Source organism: Arthrobacter sp. TMT4-20 (assembly GCF_054510775.1).
Map to the genome: position 1 here is coordinate 1 of NZ_JBTNDW010000019.1, position 14,774 is coordinate 14,774.

General features: G+C 63.3%; 16 protein-coding genes and 1 pseudogene. 10 read left to right on the forward strand and 7 right to left on the reverse strand.

Going from position 1 to position 14,774, the window contains the following annotated elements; genetic code table 11:
* The 5 genes and pseudogenes from ACX80Z_RS14585 to ACX80Z_RS14605 all read right to left on the reverse strand — a co-directional run.
* Positions 1–264, reverse strand: a pseudogene (locus ACX80Z_RS14585) (acyl-CoA desaturase); the annotation flags it as partial.
* A gap of 152 nt (positions 265–416) precedes the next feature.
* The gene (locus ACX80Z_RS14590) at positions 417–845 is read right to left on the reverse strand and encodes a hypothetical protein (protein WP_459316362.1); all 429 of its coding nucleotides are present in this window, start codon (positions 843–845) and stop codon (positions 417–419) included.
* On the reverse strand, positions 835–1,026 hold the full coding sequence (locus ACX80Z_RS14595; protein ID WP_024476534.1) for a helix-turn-helix transcriptional regulator: 192 nt from the start codon (positions 1,024–1,026) through the stop codon (positions 835–837). The genes ACX80Z_RS14590 and ACX80Z_RS14595 overlap by 11 nt, the downstream gene beginning before the upstream one ends.
* Positions 1,027–1,465: 439 nt before the next feature.
* Positions 1,466–2,080: a flavin reductase family protein gene (locus tag ACX80Z_RS14600; protein WP_459316363.1), complete on the reverse strand. Its 615-nt coding sequence runs from the start codon at positions 2,078–2,080 to the stop codon at positions 1,466–1,468.
* A 9-nt stretch (positions 2,081–2,089) separates the two neighbouring features.
* Complete coding sequence (locus ACX80Z_RS14605; RefSeq protein WP_459316364.1) at positions 2,090–2,932, reverse strand: NmrA family NAD(P)-binding protein; 843 nt, start codon at positions 2,930–2,932, stop codon at positions 2,090–2,092.
* A gap of 320 nt (positions 2,933–3,252) precedes the next feature.
* On the opposite strand from ACX80Z_RS14605, the gene ACX80Z_RS14610 reads away from it, so the two are divergent.
* Positions 3,253–4,164, forward strand: coding sequence for an SDR family oxidoreductase (locus ACX80Z_RS14610; protein WP_019484062.1), 912 nt, complete (start codon positions 3,253–3,255; stop codon positions 4,162–4,164).
* 123 nt (positions 4,165–4,287) lie between these two features.
* Complete coding sequence (locus tag ACX80Z_RS14615; protein WP_019484063.1) at positions 4,288–4,572, forward strand: ArsR/SmtB family transcription factor; 285 nt, start codon at positions 4,288–4,290, stop codon at positions 4,570–4,572.
* Positions 4,573–4,575: 3 nt separating this feature from the next.
* On the opposite strand, the gene ACX80Z_RS14620 is transcribed toward ACX80Z_RS14615, so the two are convergent.
* Positions 4,576–5,169: a vitamin K epoxide reductase family protein gene (locus tag ACX80Z_RS14620; RefSeq protein WP_019484064.1), complete on the reverse strand. Its 594-nt coding sequence runs from the start codon at positions 5,167–5,169 to the stop codon at positions 4,576–4,578.
* 86 nt (positions 5,170–5,255) lie between these two features.
* On the opposite strand from ACX80Z_RS14620, the gene ACX80Z_RS14625 reads away from it, so the two are divergent.
* The 6 genes from ACX80Z_RS14625 to ACX80Z_RS14650 all read left to right on the forward strand — a co-directional run bounded on the left by ACX80Z_RS14625 (position 5,256) and on the right by ACX80Z_RS14650 (position 11,397).
* Positions 5,256–5,876 (forward strand): hypothetical protein, encoded by a 621-nt coding sequence (locus ACX80Z_RS14625; RefSeq protein ID WP_459316365.1) that lies wholly within the window; start codon positions 5,256–5,258, stop codon positions 5,874–5,876.
* 121 nt (positions 5,877–5,997) lie between these two features.
* Positions 5,998–6,558, forward strand: a complete 561-nt coding sequence (locus tag ACX80Z_RS14630; RefSeq protein WP_459316366.1) for a copper resistance CopC family protein — start codon at positions 5,998–6,000, stop codon at positions 6,556–6,558.
* Positions 6,559–6,600: 42 nt separating this feature from the next.
* Positions 6,601–7,206 carry a copper chaperone PCu(A)C gene (locus ACX80Z_RS14635; RefSeq protein ID WP_459316367.1) on the forward strand — a complete coding sequence of 202 codons (606 nt, stop codon included), beginning with the start codon at positions 6,601–6,603 and terminating at the stop codon, positions 7,204–7,206.
* The gene (locus ACX80Z_RS14640) at positions 7,203–8,456 is read left to right on the forward strand and encodes a Dyp-type peroxidase (RefSeq protein WP_459316368.1); all 1,254 of its coding nucleotides are present in this window, start codon (positions 7,203–7,205) and stop codon (positions 8,454–8,456) included. Before ACX80Z_RS14635 ends, ACX80Z_RS14640 begins: the two co-directional genes overlap by 4 nt.
* A gap of 39 nt (positions 8,457–8,495) precedes the next feature.
* Entirely contained in the window at positions 8,496–9,332 is an 837-nt protein-coding gene (locus tag ACX80Z_RS14645; RefSeq protein ID WP_459316369.1) for a DsbA family protein, read from the forward strand.
* The gene (locus ACX80Z_RS14650) at positions 9,325–11,397 is read left to right on the forward strand and encodes a cytochrome c oxidase assembly protein (RefSeq protein ID WP_459316370.1); all 2,073 of its coding nucleotides are present in this window, start codon (positions 9,325–9,327) and stop codon (positions 11,395–11,397) included. Before ACX80Z_RS14645 ends, ACX80Z_RS14650 begins: the two co-directional genes overlap by 8 nt.
* A 58-nt stretch (positions 11,398–11,455) precedes the next feature.
* Here the strand turns inward: ACX80Z_RS14650 and ACX80Z_RS14655 are convergent, their stop codons facing one another.
* Positions 11,456–12,496, reverse strand: coding sequence for a YrzE family protein (locus ACX80Z_RS14655; RefSeq protein WP_459316371.1), 1,041 nt, complete (start codon positions 12,494–12,496; stop codon positions 11,456–11,458).
* Positions 12,497–12,605: 109 nt separating this feature from the next.
* Between ACX80Z_RS14655 and ACX80Z_RS14660 the strand changes: the two genes are divergently transcribed.
* Both ACX80Z_RS14660 and ACX80Z_RS14665 read left to right on the forward strand, forming a co-directional pair.
* Positions 12,606–13,106, forward strand: a complete 501-nt coding sequence (locus ACX80Z_RS14660) for a DUF456 domain-containing protein (protein ID WP_459316372.1) — start codon at positions 12,606–12,608, stop codon at positions 13,104–13,106.
* A 50-nt stretch (positions 13,107–13,156) separates the two neighbouring features.
* Positions 13,157–14,770, forward strand: coding sequence for an amidohydrolase (locus tag ACX80Z_RS14665; RefSeq protein WP_459316373.1), 1,614 nt, complete (start codon positions 13,157–13,159; stop codon positions 14,768–14,770).
* The last annotated feature ends 4 nt before the right edge of the window (positions 14,771–14,774 follow it).

Below are 14,774 nucleotides of genomic sequence, written 5' to 3' on the forward strand. Positions count from 1 at the left end.
GTGGGCCAGGAACGCGATCTGCGTGAAGACGACGCCGAGCACGGCGGCGATCAATAACTGGAACCAGGTGTCGCCCAGCAGGGCGAAACCGGTCCAGGCGGCACCCATGGTTAATGCCAGTGCAGCGAAGACGGAAACGTAAAAGCGGCGGCGACGGTTCAGCAGACCTTCTTTGCGTACCTGCTTCAGCAGCGTCGCATAGGAGGCGACGACGTCGTTCGGCTTAGCAACGCGCACGCTACGGCCGGAGGTTGTAGTACTCATAAGTGTCCCTGCGTTAGATTCTGTCCCCAGCAGACGAAGGGATGCTAAACCCGCGGATATACGTAGTTTATGTGAGTTAGATGTATGCCGCCTGTAAGTATGCGCCCTACGGCATAGTTAGTGATCTGTGAGGATCGACGCCCAAAGAGGCGTCAGCTCTTACGGTTGATCGCAACGAACGCGACGGCTCCCACCAAAGCTTGTGCCAGCAGCAGCAAAGCCAGAACCATCTCCACGGCAGCCCCAAAGCCCACGGCTATTGCCGCGATGGCGGTCAGCGGGACCGCTAGGAGTCCTAGGATTGCCAGCGATCTGGTGAGGACGGCGTTGTCCCGTTCATCGCCCGTCTGGGTCCAGGCGCGTTCGAAGGTGCTCACTCGTGAGGGGGTCTTGGTGATGCGCCACAGGCCAATCAGGGCGGCGACCAGGCCGACGGCGCCGCCCGCCAGAAGGCCAGCCCCCATATTTCCCGGCCCGTACTCCTGAAGCAACAGCCCTGTCACGATGAGACCAGTCAGCCCTGCCAGTACCAGCCCGAGGACCGCGGCCTTTTGCTTTGAGGTATAGGTGCTAGTCGACATGGAAGATCTCCTCTACGGTGCTGCGAAAGTGTCGGGCGATAGCTATGGCCAGTGGGAGCGACGGATCGTAGCGGCCGGTCTCAATGGAATTGATGGTCTGACGCGAAACGTCGAGGACTTCTGCGAGTTCACGTTGGGAGATGCCAGCCGCGCGGCGGAGCGTACTGAGATCGTTCCTCACTGGAAACCAAAGTGGTCAAGGAAGCTTGTCATGGGGTCAAGCTTCCTTGACTTCTGCCATCATGTCAAGCTTCCTTGACCTTTCGTGGGCGAAGGAGGGTCAGTCTCGGCGTGGCCTGTATTTGACATACCCCTAGGGGTATTTGCATACTTGAGTGAACGCCGTCCACGATTCCAGCCTGGACCCTAATGAAAGAGAGTTCGCATGTGCCGGACAACCACCTGTATGCGCTGCCGGAAAACCACCTGGGCCGGCTGTGGAAATCACGTCGATCAGGTAATGCGGTCGGTACCAAAGAAGGATCAGTGCTCCTGCAATCCGACCGTCGAGCCGAAGCGTGCGCGGTCTGAGGGGCAGGCTCAGCCAGGTTGGTTTGGTCGACTGTTTGGAAGGTGAAACCCGGGAGGAGGAGTGGCCGGGGCGCTTCCGCGGTACCCGTTCAGCCGCGGAAGTGCCCCGGCCACTCCTCCACGGGAATGCGCTTGATCGTGTGAACGACTCCGGTGGTACCCCACTCATCGCGGCCTAGCCGGGACAGTGGTTTGAGGCGGTCCATCAGTGGGTGGGTCCCGTCCAGGACGTCCTCGGAAATGGCTGCATGGGTCACCTCGCCGAAAACCACAAAGCAATCCCCGATGGGCTGCACCAGATGTAGCTTGCACTCCAGGGCGACCGGAGACTCCCGCAGTCGTGGGGGCGTCACCGTGTGGCTCGGCTCCCGGGTGAGACCGGCGGCGTCGAACTCGCTGACTTCCCGGTCAAAATTCGTGGCGGTGGCGTTGATCTGCTCGAACAGCTGCTCTGGCGCGAGATTGACGACAAACTCGCCGGTTTCCTCAATGTTGCGCAGGGTGTCCTTCCGCCCTACCGATGTGAAAGCGACCATCGGGGGGTCCACCGACGCGATGGTGAAAAATGAGTGCGGCGCCAGGTTGTCCTCGCCTGCCGCTGACCGGGACGACACCCAGGCGATCGGGCGGGGTACCACCGTCGAGGTGAGCAGCCGGTAGAAGTCACGCGTCGAGGTGTCGTCTCTGCTGAAGTCTCTGCGCATCCTTTGAGCCTAGCGGTCGCCGCGGAGGACTTGAGCGAGATCCAGTGCTGGTTGACCCGTCAGATCCTGCACCGTGGTGGTGGTCCGGGCCAGCCCTCCTTCGACAATTGCTGTGTAGGTGCTGACCCAGGCATCGAGCTGCCAGTCGGGCGCGCCGAAGTGCTGCCGGGAACCGTACGCTTCACCGACCGATTCGGCCCGGTAAGTGACCTCCCGGCCGGTTTCCTGCGAAATGATCGCTGCAGCCTCCGCCAGGGTTAGCGCCGTGGGGCCGGTCAGCTCATAGGTGTTGCCCGCATGGGCGGCGGCATCCCTAAGGACAACGGCGGCCACCTGCACCACGTCCGCCCGGGCCACCGCGGCCAATCGCCCGTTGCCAGCGGGGCCGCGAATGACGCCGTCGTCGTCGGCGAAATGTTGTAGGACGTCCAGATACAGATTGTTGCGGAGGAAGGTGTAGGCCATCCCGGAACGGCGAATGTGTTCCTCGGTGGCCCAATGGTCGCGCCCGAGGGTGAAGGTGGCGTCCGCGGCGGCACCGAAAAATGAGGTGTACACAATGTGCTGCACACCGGCTTCACTGGCTGCGTCGACGAAGGTCAGATGCTGCTCCACGCGATCTTTGGATTCGCTTGCTGAGACCATGAAGAGGGTGTGGACACCCTCAAGAGCTGTCACGGCTGCCGAACGGTCCGCGTAGCTGCACTCAGCGGCGGTTGCGCCCGGCAGCGCCGGTGCGCGGCCGAGGTCTCGGACCGGCAGGCGAAGTGCGAGCCCGGACGCAGCAAGAATGCGTGCCGTAGCGCCGCCGATGGCCCCGGTCGATCCAGTAACTGCTATCAGCTTGTCCATACCCTTTTGCAGCGTGGGGAGGTGGTGAATTATTTCCGCTCGGCGGCAAGCTGCCAGGCTCGCCTAGACTGGGGGACCATGCGCTACATCAACAAATACCGTGTGCCCATCGTCTGGCTTCTCATCATCGCTCTCGTGGCGAGTATTGGTGCGGGATTCTTCGCTCAGATCTTCTAGCTTCCCCGCACTGCCTTGTCTGATGGGTGGGTACGTCCTAGGATAGTCAGTAGGCTTAGCTTTCGGGGAGGGCGGTATTCGATCCGTCTCCCGGTTGGCCTGCACAGACCGTATCGTACGTACGCACGGCTAGTGAGGAACGCATGACTGACAAGACTTCAACGACTGACCAGTACACCTTCCAGGATCCGGTGACTCGTTTCCCGAGCATCTCGGCCCCCAAGCAGGACCAGCCCGAACCCGGGTTGGATCGGGATCTGGAACCACAGACGGACCGCGGCGAGACCTCTTATCGTGGCACCGGCCGTCTCAAGGGGCGCAAGGCGCTTATCACCGGAGCGGACTCCGGTATCGGGGCTGCCGTCGCTATCGCTTTCGCCCGCGAAGGTGCCGACGTCGCGTTGTCCTACCTCCCCGTCGAGGAGCCCGACGCCGTCGAGGTGGCGCGCCTCATCGAAGAGAGCGGCCAGAAGGCCGTCAAGCTTCCGGGCGACCTGACCGATGCGGCTTTCTGCCGTTCACTCGTGAACGATGCCGCCGAACAGCTGGGTGGCCTGGATATCCTTGTGAATAATGCCGGCAAGCAGATTGCGGTCGAGCGTCTTGAAGACCTCACCGATGAGCAGTTGGATGAAACTTTCAAGACGAACATCTATTCGTTCTTCTGGATCACCCGTGAAGCGCTGAAGCATCTGAAGCCCGGGTCGAGCATCGTGAACTCGACATCGATTCAGGCTTACAGCCCGTCGTCGACTCTGCTGGACTATGCGAGCACCAAGGCTGCGATCAACAATTTCACCAAGGGCCTCGCCGAGCAGTTGGCACCCAAGGGTATTCGGGTCAACGCCGTTGCTCCTGGTCCGATCTGGACCCCATTGCAGGTTTCGGATGGACAGCCAAAGGACAAGCTGCCGGAGTTTGGCAAGGACACCCCCTTGGGTCGCGCAGGACAGCCCACCGAGCTGGCCCCGGCCTACGTCTTCCTTGCGTCCTCCGAGTCAAGCTATGTGGTGGGCGAAACCTTGAATGTCAACGGCGGAAAGCCTTCGCCCTAGCCCGTGTTGTTGAGGTGAAAGATCTTGATTGTCCCCTGCTGGCGGGCCGCTTCGGCCCGGTGGCAGGGGATGTCGCGTATATAAGTCTAGACGAATATAAGCACTTTTTGATAGGTTCTGCTTATGCATGCTTTTGACGTCCTCGGCGACCCGGTTCGCCGCCGGATTCTTGAGCTTCTCCTCGATGAGGAATGGGCGGCTGGCGATATTGCCCGGGTCATCCGCACCGAATTTGGGATCTCCCAGCCTGCCGTCTCGCAGCACCTTCGGGTGTTACGCGAGAACGGTTTTGCTCGCGTCCGTGGGGACGGTACCCGGCGCCTGTATGCCGTAGAGGCCGGGCCCCTGCGGGACGTGGATCAATGGTTGGAGCCCTTCCGTGCAGGCTGGACGGGCCGGCCAGCCTGAAAGTCAGCCGGCAAATACGCCGATGAACCGGAAGAATACGGTGGCCGCCGTCGCAATCACCAACAGTGCCGCCGTGGTCCCCGTCCATCCGCTGAGGAACTGGCGCACTCGCTCGCTCGCCGGAAACACGCCGCAAACAAAATTGCGTGAAGTGAGGAAAATGGTGAGCACGATCATCGCAGCCCACACGATCATGCAGTAGATGCAGAGGATCCCGATCGCAAAGAGGGCCTGGCTCCATAGCCAGATGGTGAAGACCATCCCCAGAGTCACACCCACCTGCAATGCGCGCCAGTACCAGCGAGCTACGTTTGCCCCGGCGAGAAGCATGGCCCCCGTGGTGATGACGACGGAGAACGCGACAATACCCAGCAGGGGGTTGGGGAAGCCGAAGAGACTCGCTTGCCAGGTCTTGAAGACTTCACCGCAGGAAACGAAGGCGTTGACGTCGCAGCTGGTGACGTAGTTGGGGTCCGCGTAGACAGCCAGCCGTTCAAGGACCAACTGACCAGATGCCAACCACCCCACCACCCCTGAGATGACCAGGATCAGACCAAAAGGCCTGTCCTGCGCGAATCGTGGCGTAGCGGTGTCCATGGTGACTTTCTCGGAGCCTTGGTGGTCGTGGTGCAACTTTTTCTACTCTCCGTAGAAGAGGTTACAATTTTCAGGAGGGAGGAACAATGTCTGGCAGGACCAGTGTGACACCAGCCGCCCGCCTAACCCGTGGGCTACTCGCTGCTGCCGCATCGACCTTCCTCGCCGGTGCCTCACATGCTATCGCTGGCGGTGGCGTTCCAACGATCGCGGTTGTCGTTGCGCTGACCTTCGGGACGCTCGTATGCGTCATTCTTGCCGGCCGTCGACTGACCCTTGCGAGAATAACCGTTGGGGTAGCGATCAGCCAGGTGGTTTTTCACTCGCTCTTCGCCTTGTTCACTAGCGGTTCGACAGCACCGACCGGATCGAGTACCGGCCACGGCCATGAGCTATTTTTGCCGGTCCCATCGGCTGCCCTGACCGGTACTGAGCATCCGGGCATCCTGATGATCGTGTCCCACTTCGCGGCTGGTCTACTGACGATTGCTCTGGTGCGTCACGGCGAAGCGCTGTGGTGGGCCTTGGTTGGCGCCCTGGCTGCATCCTTGACGGCGATGATCCGTTGGGTTGGCTCCTGCCCGGTCTCCGAGGAGCTGCGCTCCCTTCCTGTCCGTCCGGCAACCCTGGGTATGCACGATCTCCTGCATGCCGACTCAAGGCGTCGCCTTCGAGGGCCCCCGGTCCAGCAGCTGTCTTTCGCCTGACCCGGTCAGCTGCGGCACCGAGAATCACCGCCTGACTTCGCGTACCTCACAAAGGTAGGAGAACCCTTTGCCCACCCCGCGTTCTGGCGGGTTGGTTCGCATTTTCCGACGTGCAGCACTCGTGACATTAGCTCTGGGCGGAATCACTTTAGGTAGTGGATCCGTCTCTTTGCCCAGCGCTAGTGCACACGATGAGCTAGTTTCCAGCAACCCCCAACAGGGGGACGAGTTGGCGACAGCTCCAGAATCCATTGACCTCGCTTTCAGCGCGGACATCCTGGATCTGGGCGCAGCGGTGCTGGTGGTTGATTCCACCTCCACAGATCGCACCATCGGAGTTCCCGAACTAGCCGGTAATACTCTGACTCAGACAGTCGCCGACCTCGACGACGGCGCCTATCAGGTGCGGTGGCGCGTGGTCTCGGGCGACGGACATCCCATTGCTGGGTCCTTCGACTTCATTGTCGGCGACCCAGCCTCCGCAGAACCCATCACGGCCGCCGCAAGCGCGCCGTCGGTCGAAACCGCAACTCCTGATGCTGCGCCCGGCGACCTCGCCGGACAACCGGAACCATCGGCTGGCTTTTGGGCCATGCTGCCGGTTTGGCAGTACGCCCTGATAGGAGCCGCTGGCGGCCTCGGCATGTTCGCGCTGGTTCTGCGTCTCCGACGTGCCCGCTGATCAAGAGCGCCGTCACCGCCACTACTTAGCTAAGGAATCACCATGAAACTCTCCACCAAGTTCGCCACCGGGTTTGTTGCCCTGGGAACAATCACCGCCCTCGTGGGCTGCGCAGCAACAGCTTCCGAAACCGCTCCCAGTACTGCCGTGGCAGCACAGGCCGATTCCGTGTCCATCGAGGATGCCTGGGTGAAATCAGCCGAAGAAGGCATGAGCGCTGCCTTCGGGATCCTGTCGACGGACGGCGCCGAGGTGACAGTCATCTCGGCCTCCACCGCAGCGTCCCCAATGATAGAGCTGCACGAGACAGTCGCAGGGGACGACGGTCAGATGATGATGCAGGAGAAAGACGGGGGATTTGTCGTCTCCGAAGTCGAAATGATCCTGGCGCCAGGAGGCGACCACCTGATGTTGATGGGCCTCACTGCACCGCTGCTGGCAGGTGACACTGTTGGCTTCGAGCTGACCATGGAGGATGGCTCGATCTTCAGCTTCGATGCACCTGTCAAGGACTACTCGGGAGCGAATGAAACCTACAACGGCGACGAGTCCGTGGATATCGAAACGGATTCCGACTCCGGCTCAGCTGATGACAGGGGCTCGGATACTCGCTCCGGGTCCGCCGATGAAGGGGCACCCGACCAGTGACTCAATCGGATACCAATGATGCCCTGCCGGGGCTGAATCGTCGGCGTTTCCTGTGGGGAGGCGCCGCCACCGGTGTGGGTGCGGCCACCGCCGCCCTGATCGGTTCCTCCTGGAGGGACGCCTCGTCAACTGCTGCTGCAGGCCACGCCGAGGACGCCAGATCGGCGATCCACGGCGCAGTAACCATCCCGTTCTACGGGGCGCGCCAGGCGGGTATTGATACTCCAGCCCAGTCTCACACAGTGATTACCGCTGTGGATCTGGTTCAGGTACAGACAGCGGAACAGGTGGTTCGACTGATGCGGCTCCTTACCGACGATGCGGCCCGTCTGACACAGGGCGCGGCGGCCCTGGCAGATCCGGAACCGGAGCTGGCCATCGTTCCAGCCCGTCTCACAGTGACCTTCGGGTTCGGGGAACGCATTGTGCGGCTCGCTGGTGACAACAGTGCACCCTCCTGGCTCAAGCCGCTCCCCGCCTTCTCCATTGACGATCTCGACGAGGATCAGTGCGGAGGCGATCTCCTAATTCACGTCGCCTCTGAAGATCTCGTCACGGTGTCGCATGCGCAGCGGATGCTCCTCAAGGACACCCGGTCTTTCGGCCAGGTCCGCTGGTCGACGGAAGGATTCCGGCGGGCGTTCGGTTCGGAAGAGGCCTCCGTGACGATGCGCAATCTGTTTGGCCAGGTCGATGGGACAGCCAACCCCCGACTTGGCTCGGACGACCTCGAGACGGTGGTCTGGGACAGCTCCGCTTCTCCTGCCTGGCTTTTCAACGGAACGTCGATGGTGATCCGCAAAATTGCCATGGACCTGGACACGTGGGATGAGCTGGACCGTCCGGGCCGTGAAGAGTCAGTCGGTCGCTACCTGACGAACGGCGCCCCGCTGACCGGACGCAATGAGAAGGACGAACCAGATTTCGAGAAGACCACCCCCTTGGGGTTTCCGGTCATCGCCGAGTTCGCGCACACGCGCAGGGCCCGGTCCAGCGTGCCCGGCGAAAAGATATTCCGTCGTGCGTATAACTACAACACGACACCAACTGGAGGGCCTGTTTCTGACGCCGGCCTGCTCTTCCTCAGCTATCAGGCCGACGTCGACCGTCAATTCGTCCCGTTGCAGCAACGACTGGACGAACTGGACCTCCTGAACCAATGGACCACGCCCATCGGTTCTGCAGTGTTCGCCATCCCGCCGGGCTGCGCTGAAGGCGGGTTCATCGGAGACTCGCTCTTCGCTATCTGACCCCGAACACGCATCCTCCCACTCAAAGGAAACCCCAAAATGCCCGCACCAAACACTAAATCCGCCGGCTCCTCCCGCGAATCAGCCCAGCAACTTCGGCTGGACCACGAGCGGCGGGAAAAGCGCTCACGCCTGTTGATGAGGTGGGGAATCATTGGCGGAGTCCTGGCTGTCCTCGCGGTGATCGCTGTGGTGATTGTGTCCTCGATTCGCCCGGATGTTCCGGCTGCCGGTCCCGCGCCAGCCCACGGCAATGAGTATGGCGGGATCACGCTTGCCTCTCCCACCGACCTGGCGGCCACCGCTGCCGGGACGGTCGACGCCGAGGCGGCGCTGGAGGAGACACGCGAAACACCGGCGGGGGTGGAGGCCGACGCTGGGCCCGGGCCGGTCCAGGTGGTCGCGTGGGTCGACGTCAACTGCGTGCATTGCGCGGACTTCGAAACAACCTACTCAGCCCAAATTAAGCAGTGGCTCGACGACGGCGACGTCACCCTGGAGTACCGAACCGTTGCCTTCCTCGACCGGAACTCGACCAGCGCGTACTCCTCCCGGGCAGCCAACGCGCTAGCGTGCGTGGCTGACACGGCCCCGCAGGCATACCTGCCATTCACTCAAGCGCTATTCGGGAATTTCCCCACTGGGGAACTGAGCGATGACGAGCTCAGCGACCTCGCTGAAGCGTCGGGCGCAGGGGACATCTCCACCTGCGTTGCTGAAGGTACCTTCCGCCCCTGGGTGGACTTCACCACCAACGCAGCATCCTCCTCGGGCATCTCAGGCACGCCGACCGTGTACATCGATGGTGAGCCACTCGCGTCGCCTGCCGATTTCGTGATCGGCGTCGAAGCCGCAATTGAGGCCCGAGGTGCCTAAAGGCGGCCCGCTGCAGGATCCTGCTGAGCTGGCCGCCGTGAGGGATGAGCGGCCAGTATCGGGGGAGCGGATCCCGGAGCGCAGCATTGTGCGGGTAGTTTTCGGTATCGCAGTGCCGGTCAGCCTGGCGGTCGCGATCCTGTCGATGTACTTCAGCGAAGCGCTCACCACGTACCGAACCACCATGGCGGATCCCGGCGACTTTGTGGTGCATGCTCGGCCAGTCGCGCGGGTAATCCAGGATCTCAGCGCTGCCATGACAATCGGCTTCCTGGTGCTCTGCGCCAGTCTCCTGCCGGCGTCCGACCGGAACAAGTCGATCATTGGGTTCGCCCAATGGAAGGCTCTCAATTGGGCCTGGATCTCGGCGGGTGTCTGGTTTGTCGCCTCGGTCGCCTCGCTGGTGCTGATTGCCGCTGACACTGCGGGCCAACCGATCAACAGTCCGGGGTTTGCGTCGATTTTCCTGTTCTTCGCCACTGAACTGGAGCTCGGGCAGATCCTGTTGGTGGCGCTGTTAGCGGTCCTGGTTCTGGTCGTGATGCTGCCAATGGTCCGGTCGACCACGGGGGCTGGTATTGCGCTGGCCATCGCAGCGATGGGGATCCTGCCATTGGCGCTGGCCGGGCATGCTGCCGGGTCGGATGACCACGGCAACGCCGTCAACTCCCTGGCGCTCCACCTGGTCGGCGTGTGCGTGTGGGTCGGCGGGCTCGCGGCGGTGCTGCTGCTGGGATCCCGGCTGGGCAAGGACACGGGGCGGGTCCTTCGCCGCTACTCAGCACTGGCTGCGTGGGCGTTCGGGGCTGTGGCCTTTTCTGGGATTATCAACGCCAGCCTCCGCCTCGGGTCCCTGGCGGACCTGGCCACACCCTACGGTCTGCTCGTGGTGGTGAAGATGGGTAGCCTGACCCTGCTCGGGCTCGCTGGGTGGTATCAGCGCCGCAGGATTCTGCCGCGCCTGGACCGCGACCCGGAGGACCGACGGGCGTTCGTTACCTTTGGTGTGTCCGAAGCGGCGCTGATGATTGTTACCATCGGCGTGTCCGCCGGTCTTGCCGCGAGTCCGCCGCCCGTTCCGCAGGGGTCAATCGCCGACGTCGACCTGCGCCGTTCCCTCCTCGGCTACCCGTACCCGGAGCCGCTCACTGTCCCCAGCTTCCTAACTTCGTGGCATCCCGACTGGACGATTGGGTTCCTGGTTCTTGTTGCCGCCGGAGCCTACGTGGCTGCGGTCATCAGGGTCCGGCGTCGCGGCGATCGCTGGTCCATTCCCCGCTCGCTGGCCTTCCTCGCAGGGTGCGCCCTGCTGATTTGGCTAACCAGCGGCGGGCCCGCCGTCTATGGGAGGACCAGTTTTTCGGGGCACATGATCCAACATATGGGCCTGATGATGTACGCACCGGTGCTCTTTGTGCTGGGGGCGCCGATCCTGTTGCTTCTCAAGTCGACACGTCCGCGCACCGACGGCAGCCGAGGCCTCCGCGAGTGGGTGCTCTGGCTCTTCCGCTCACGCTTCAGTCACTTCCTCACCCGCCCCCCGGTTGCTGGGCTGATTTTCGTGGGCAGCATGGTGGGGTTCTACTATTCACCCGTTTTCGAACTGGCCCTGTCCACCCATGTGGGACACGTGTTCATGATCGTGCACTTCCTTATTACCGGATATCTTTTCGCCTGGGTGCTCATCGGGATCGATCCGGGGCCAGCCCGATCGCCGTACCCGTTCAGGCTGATCATCCTGCTCGCGACCATGGCGTTCCACGCTTTCTTCGGCCTGTCGCTCCTGGGCGGCACAGAGATCCTGGCACCCACCTGGTGGGCTAACCTGCAGCTCACCGATCAGGCAGCTCTGCTGGCTGACCAGCAGCGAGGCGGCGCGATCGCGTGGGGAATTGGGGAAATCCCGACGGTACTCCTCGCGTTAGGCGTCGCCATGGCGTGGCGGAAGGACGACGAACGGACAGCGGTTCGCGAGGACCGCGCCGCTGACCGGGACGACGACGCCAAACTCACCGCCTACAACCAGCATCTTGAAAGCCTGCAGCGGAGGTCGCCGGGACGTTGACCACACACGACTGCGCCCCACCCATGAGCTGACACGGGTGGGGCGCAGTTGCTGAGGGCTATCGGGTCGGCGTGTTGTCGTAGTCCGCCCGGTCGATCTTGCGGTGGTAGCGCATGCCGGTGAGACCACCCAGGACGGCTCCGACGAGGGCTGCGACCAGCGCCACGATGACAGCAATAATGCCCGCGGTCGTGAGGTTCCCTTCATTGAGGGGGATCCGCGGGAAACTGTTGAGATTCGCGAAAATGTCGAACTGCCTTCCGAAGATCAAGCCGAGCACCGCCACCAGTACCGCGATGATGAGTGCCCAAAGCCACACGGCAACCCCCTGCTTCGCTCCGTTGAACCGCGCCATCCGTCCGGCGACGTAACCACCGGCAAAGTAGGAGAGGAGCAGGATCACCAGCAGGACAATTGCTCCCGTGATCCCGACGGTCTGCGGATCTGCGGCCACCTGGTCGGCGGCATCGGTCAGGTCAGTGTTGGTGGAGAGCCCGAAGACTGCTCCAGCCGCGGCGACGAGCGCCGTGAGCAGCACTGCCATCCCGGTGGCGGTGAGCCAGCCGAAGAACGCCGACCCAAACTTCATGCCACCAAAGGTGTCCTTCTCGTGCTGCAGGAGGGCTGCCCGTTCGGCCGACGCCGGTAGCGCTGGACGGTCGTCGTGGGTGTCGCGGTACCGGTCGTCATCCGGATCAGCGGTATGACTGACCGGCTGCGCAGCGACGGGCTGGGTGCGGGTAGACGGCGACGCCGCTACGGCACCCGCCCCGGCGCCGGTAGCTACTGCGCCTGATGAGCCGCCGGACTGTGTCTGGTGTTCGCGGGTGGTCTCGCCGTCGGTGGTGCGGTGCACCTGGGTGGCGTCACTGTCGCGGTCGGAGCGGCGCGAGTCGGTGGTGCGGTGCACCTCGGTGGCGTCACCGTCGCGGTCGGAGCGGCGCGAGTCGGTGTAGTCGTGCACCTGGGTGGCGTCGCCGTCGTTGGCGCTGGCCGAAGAGGAATCACGCCAATCCGCAGTGCCGTCAGAATGTTTGGGGGTGTTCTCCCGGGGAGAGTTGCCCTCTGCCGGGTCGTTCCCTGTTCCTTGCGTGCTCATGGTGCCTCCTACTATCGGTGCCGTACGGCTTCCTCAGCAACCTTACTATTACTGCCGGTGGGGGACAAGAGTGGCCGGATGGGAGCCAGCGCAGTGAGAGACTTTTCCTATGGAATTTCAGATCCTGATGACCGTGCTGACCGGCCTGCTGATCGTGGTTGGCGTCGCGGGAGTCATTGTGCCAATCCTCCCGGGCAGCATTCTCATCATCGGTTCCCTCCTGATGTGGGCGCTGGTGGTGTCCAGCACCGCGGGCTGGATGGCATTTGGCGTCGGAGCGGCGCTGGCTGTCGCTGGCCTGCTCGCCGGCGCGGTCCTGACTGGCCGGAAACTCCAGCAGCGCCAGATTCCGGGCAGATCGGTCGTGATCGGGTTGGTCACTGGCGTGCTGGGAATGTTCCTGATCCCCGTGGTCGGGCTCTTCGTGGGCTTCGCCGCTGGTCTGTTCGCGAGCGAATTCGCCCGGCAGCGGCAAGTCGGCCCGGCGCTATCGTCCAGCGGGGCTGCGTTGAAGGCAACCGGCATCGGAATTCTGGTCGAACTTGGGCTCGCACTGCTCGCAGGAAGCGCCTGGGTCATCGGCGTGTGGGTGCACTTTGCCACCGTCTAAGGCTCGCTGAACACCACTATCGTCTGAAAACTGTCGCTCGGGAGCTGACCATGTTGCTGGATCTCATCCTCACCAACGCCCGTATCATCACCATGGACGCCCAGCGTCCTGCAGCGGGGAGCGTTGGCATCCTGAACGGGCGGATCGTCGGCTTCGACACCGAGCTGGCGGGCCTTAGCGCCAGAGAGGTTATTGACCTGCGGGGCAGGGTCCTTATTCCGGGGCTGAATGACGCGCACTGCCACACCGCCTGGTTCGGGCTCACCCTCGGTGAGGTGGACCTGTCCCATCTCACCGATCTGGAGCAGGTGTATGCCCGCCTCCATGCGGCGGCGCAGGCTCCGGCGGACGACGACGGCGGTTGGCTGGTTGCCAGCGGGTTCGACCACCACCGGTTCGGCGGTCAGTTCCCCAACCGGGGTGCCCTGGACCGGGTTAGTGGAGGGCGACCACTGTTCATCAGGCGGACTTCAGGCCATGGTGGAATCGCCAACACGGAGGCCCTCCGGCGGGCGGGAGTTCTTGCCCAGGACTTCAGCGATCCGGTCGGCGGGAGGGTTGTGCGGGACGGTTCGGGGGAACCGACGGGCCTGCTGCAGGAAACCGCCCAGGCCCTGGTCCTTGACCTGCTCCGCCCCTACGCTCGTGAAACCCTGGTCGCGGCCATCGACCGGGCGAGCGCCCGGTACGCGAGTGAGGGGATCACCAGCTTCACCGATGCCGGCATTGGGGGCGGCTGGATTGGTCATGCACCAGACGAACTGGGCGCGTTCCAGGACGCCCGGACAGCGGGGAAGCTGCACGCCCGGGCGCAGCTGATGCCCGCCATCGAGACGCTGCAGTCAGATACGGGCGCCGGTCTGGGCCTTGGGATGTACAGCGGGTTCGGCGATAACATGCTGTCGTTGGGCCCGGCGAAGATCTTCCTGGATGGCGCGCTCTCCAGCGAGACGGCTGCGCAGACCGAGCCTTACGCCACCGGCAGCGTCAACAAGGGTTATCTGCTGGATGATCCGTTGGCCCTGCGGCGGCAGATGGTTGACGCGCACCGTGCCGGCTGGTCCATCGCCGCGCATGCGATCGGCGACGCTGCCATGGACCTGGCAATCGACACGTTCCGCCAGTTTCCTGATCGACCCAACGGGAGCCTGCCGCATCGGATCGAGCACGCTGCGGTGGTCCGACCGGACCAGCTGTCGGCACTCGCCGCCCTGGAGGTAGCGGTGGCGCCTCAAGCCTCCTTCTTCCGCCCGATAGGCGACGCGATGGCGCTGTCCTTGGGGGCGCGCCGGGCGGCATTCACCTACCGGGCCAAGTCCTTCCTCGACGCGGGCATCCGGATGGCAGGTAGCTCCGATCGGCCTTGTGCTGATGGGACAGCGCTGCGCTCCATCCAGTCCTACGTGGACCGCCTGACCTCCGGCGGCGCCATTTTCGGTGCCGCATCCGAACGGCTCACCGCTGCGGAAGCCCTCCGCATCTATACGGTCGGATCCGCGGACGCTACCGGATTCGGTGGGATCAAGGGCCGGCTGGCCGCCGGGATGCTTGCTGACTGCGCTGTCCTCGAGGCATCGCCGCTGGAGGTTCCGACCGGTGACATCGCCGACATCCCGGTTCTGGCCACCCTGCTGGGTGGTCGGTTTACCCACCACCAGCTGTGAGTGG

Excerpts from the sequence above, each read along its gene's own strand:
- ACX80Z_RS14635 (WP_459316367.1), top strand. The coding sequence starts at position 6,601 with ATGAAACTCTCCACCAAGTTCGCCACCGGGTTTGTTGCCCTGGGAACA.
- ACX80Z_RS14600 (WP_459316363.1), bottom strand. The coding sequence starts at position 2,080 with ATGCGCAGAGACTTCAGCAGAGACGACACCTCGACGCGTGACTTCTAC.
- ACX80Z_RS14610 (WP_019484062.1), top strand. The coding sequence starts at position 3,253 with ATGACTGACAAGACTTCAACGACTGACCAGTACACCTTCCAGGATCCG.
- ACX80Z_RS14665 (WP_459316373.1), top strand. The coding sequence starts at position 13,157 with ATGTTGCTGGATCTCATCCTCACCAACGCCCGTATCATCACCATGGAC.
- ACX80Z_RS14590 (WP_459316362.1), bottom strand. The coding sequence starts at position 845 with ATGTCGACTAGCACCTATACCTCAAAGCAAAAGGCCGCGGTCCTCGGG.
- ACX80Z_RS14615 (WP_019484063.1), top strand. The coding sequence starts at position 4,288 with ATGCATGCTTTTGACGTCCTCGGCGACCCGGTTCGCCGCCGGATTCTT.
- ACX80Z_RS14625 (WP_459316365.1), top strand. The coding sequence starts at position 5,256 with ATGTCTGGCAGGACCAGTGTGACACCAGCCGCCCGCCTAACCCGTGGG.
- ACX80Z_RS14620 (WP_019484064.1), bottom strand. The coding sequence starts at position 5,169 with ATGGACACCGCTACGCCACGATTCGCGCAGGACAGGCCTTTTGGTCTG.
- ACX80Z_RS14655 (WP_459316371.1), bottom strand. The coding sequence starts at position 12,496 with ATGAGCACGCAAGGAACAGGGAACGACCCGGCAGAGGGCAACTCTCCC.
- ACX80Z_RS14605 (WP_459316364.1), bottom strand. The coding sequence starts at position 2,932 with ATGGACAAGCTGATAGCAGTTACTGGATCGACCGGGGCCATCGGCGGC.
- ACX80Z_RS14660 (WP_459316372.1), top strand. The coding sequence starts at position 12,606 with ATGGAATTTCAGATCCTGATGACCGTGCTGACCGGCCTGCTGATCGTG.
- ACX80Z_RS14645 (WP_459316369.1), top strand. The coding sequence starts at position 8,496 with ATGCCCGCACCAAACACTAAATCCGCCGGCTCCTCCCGCGAATCAGCC.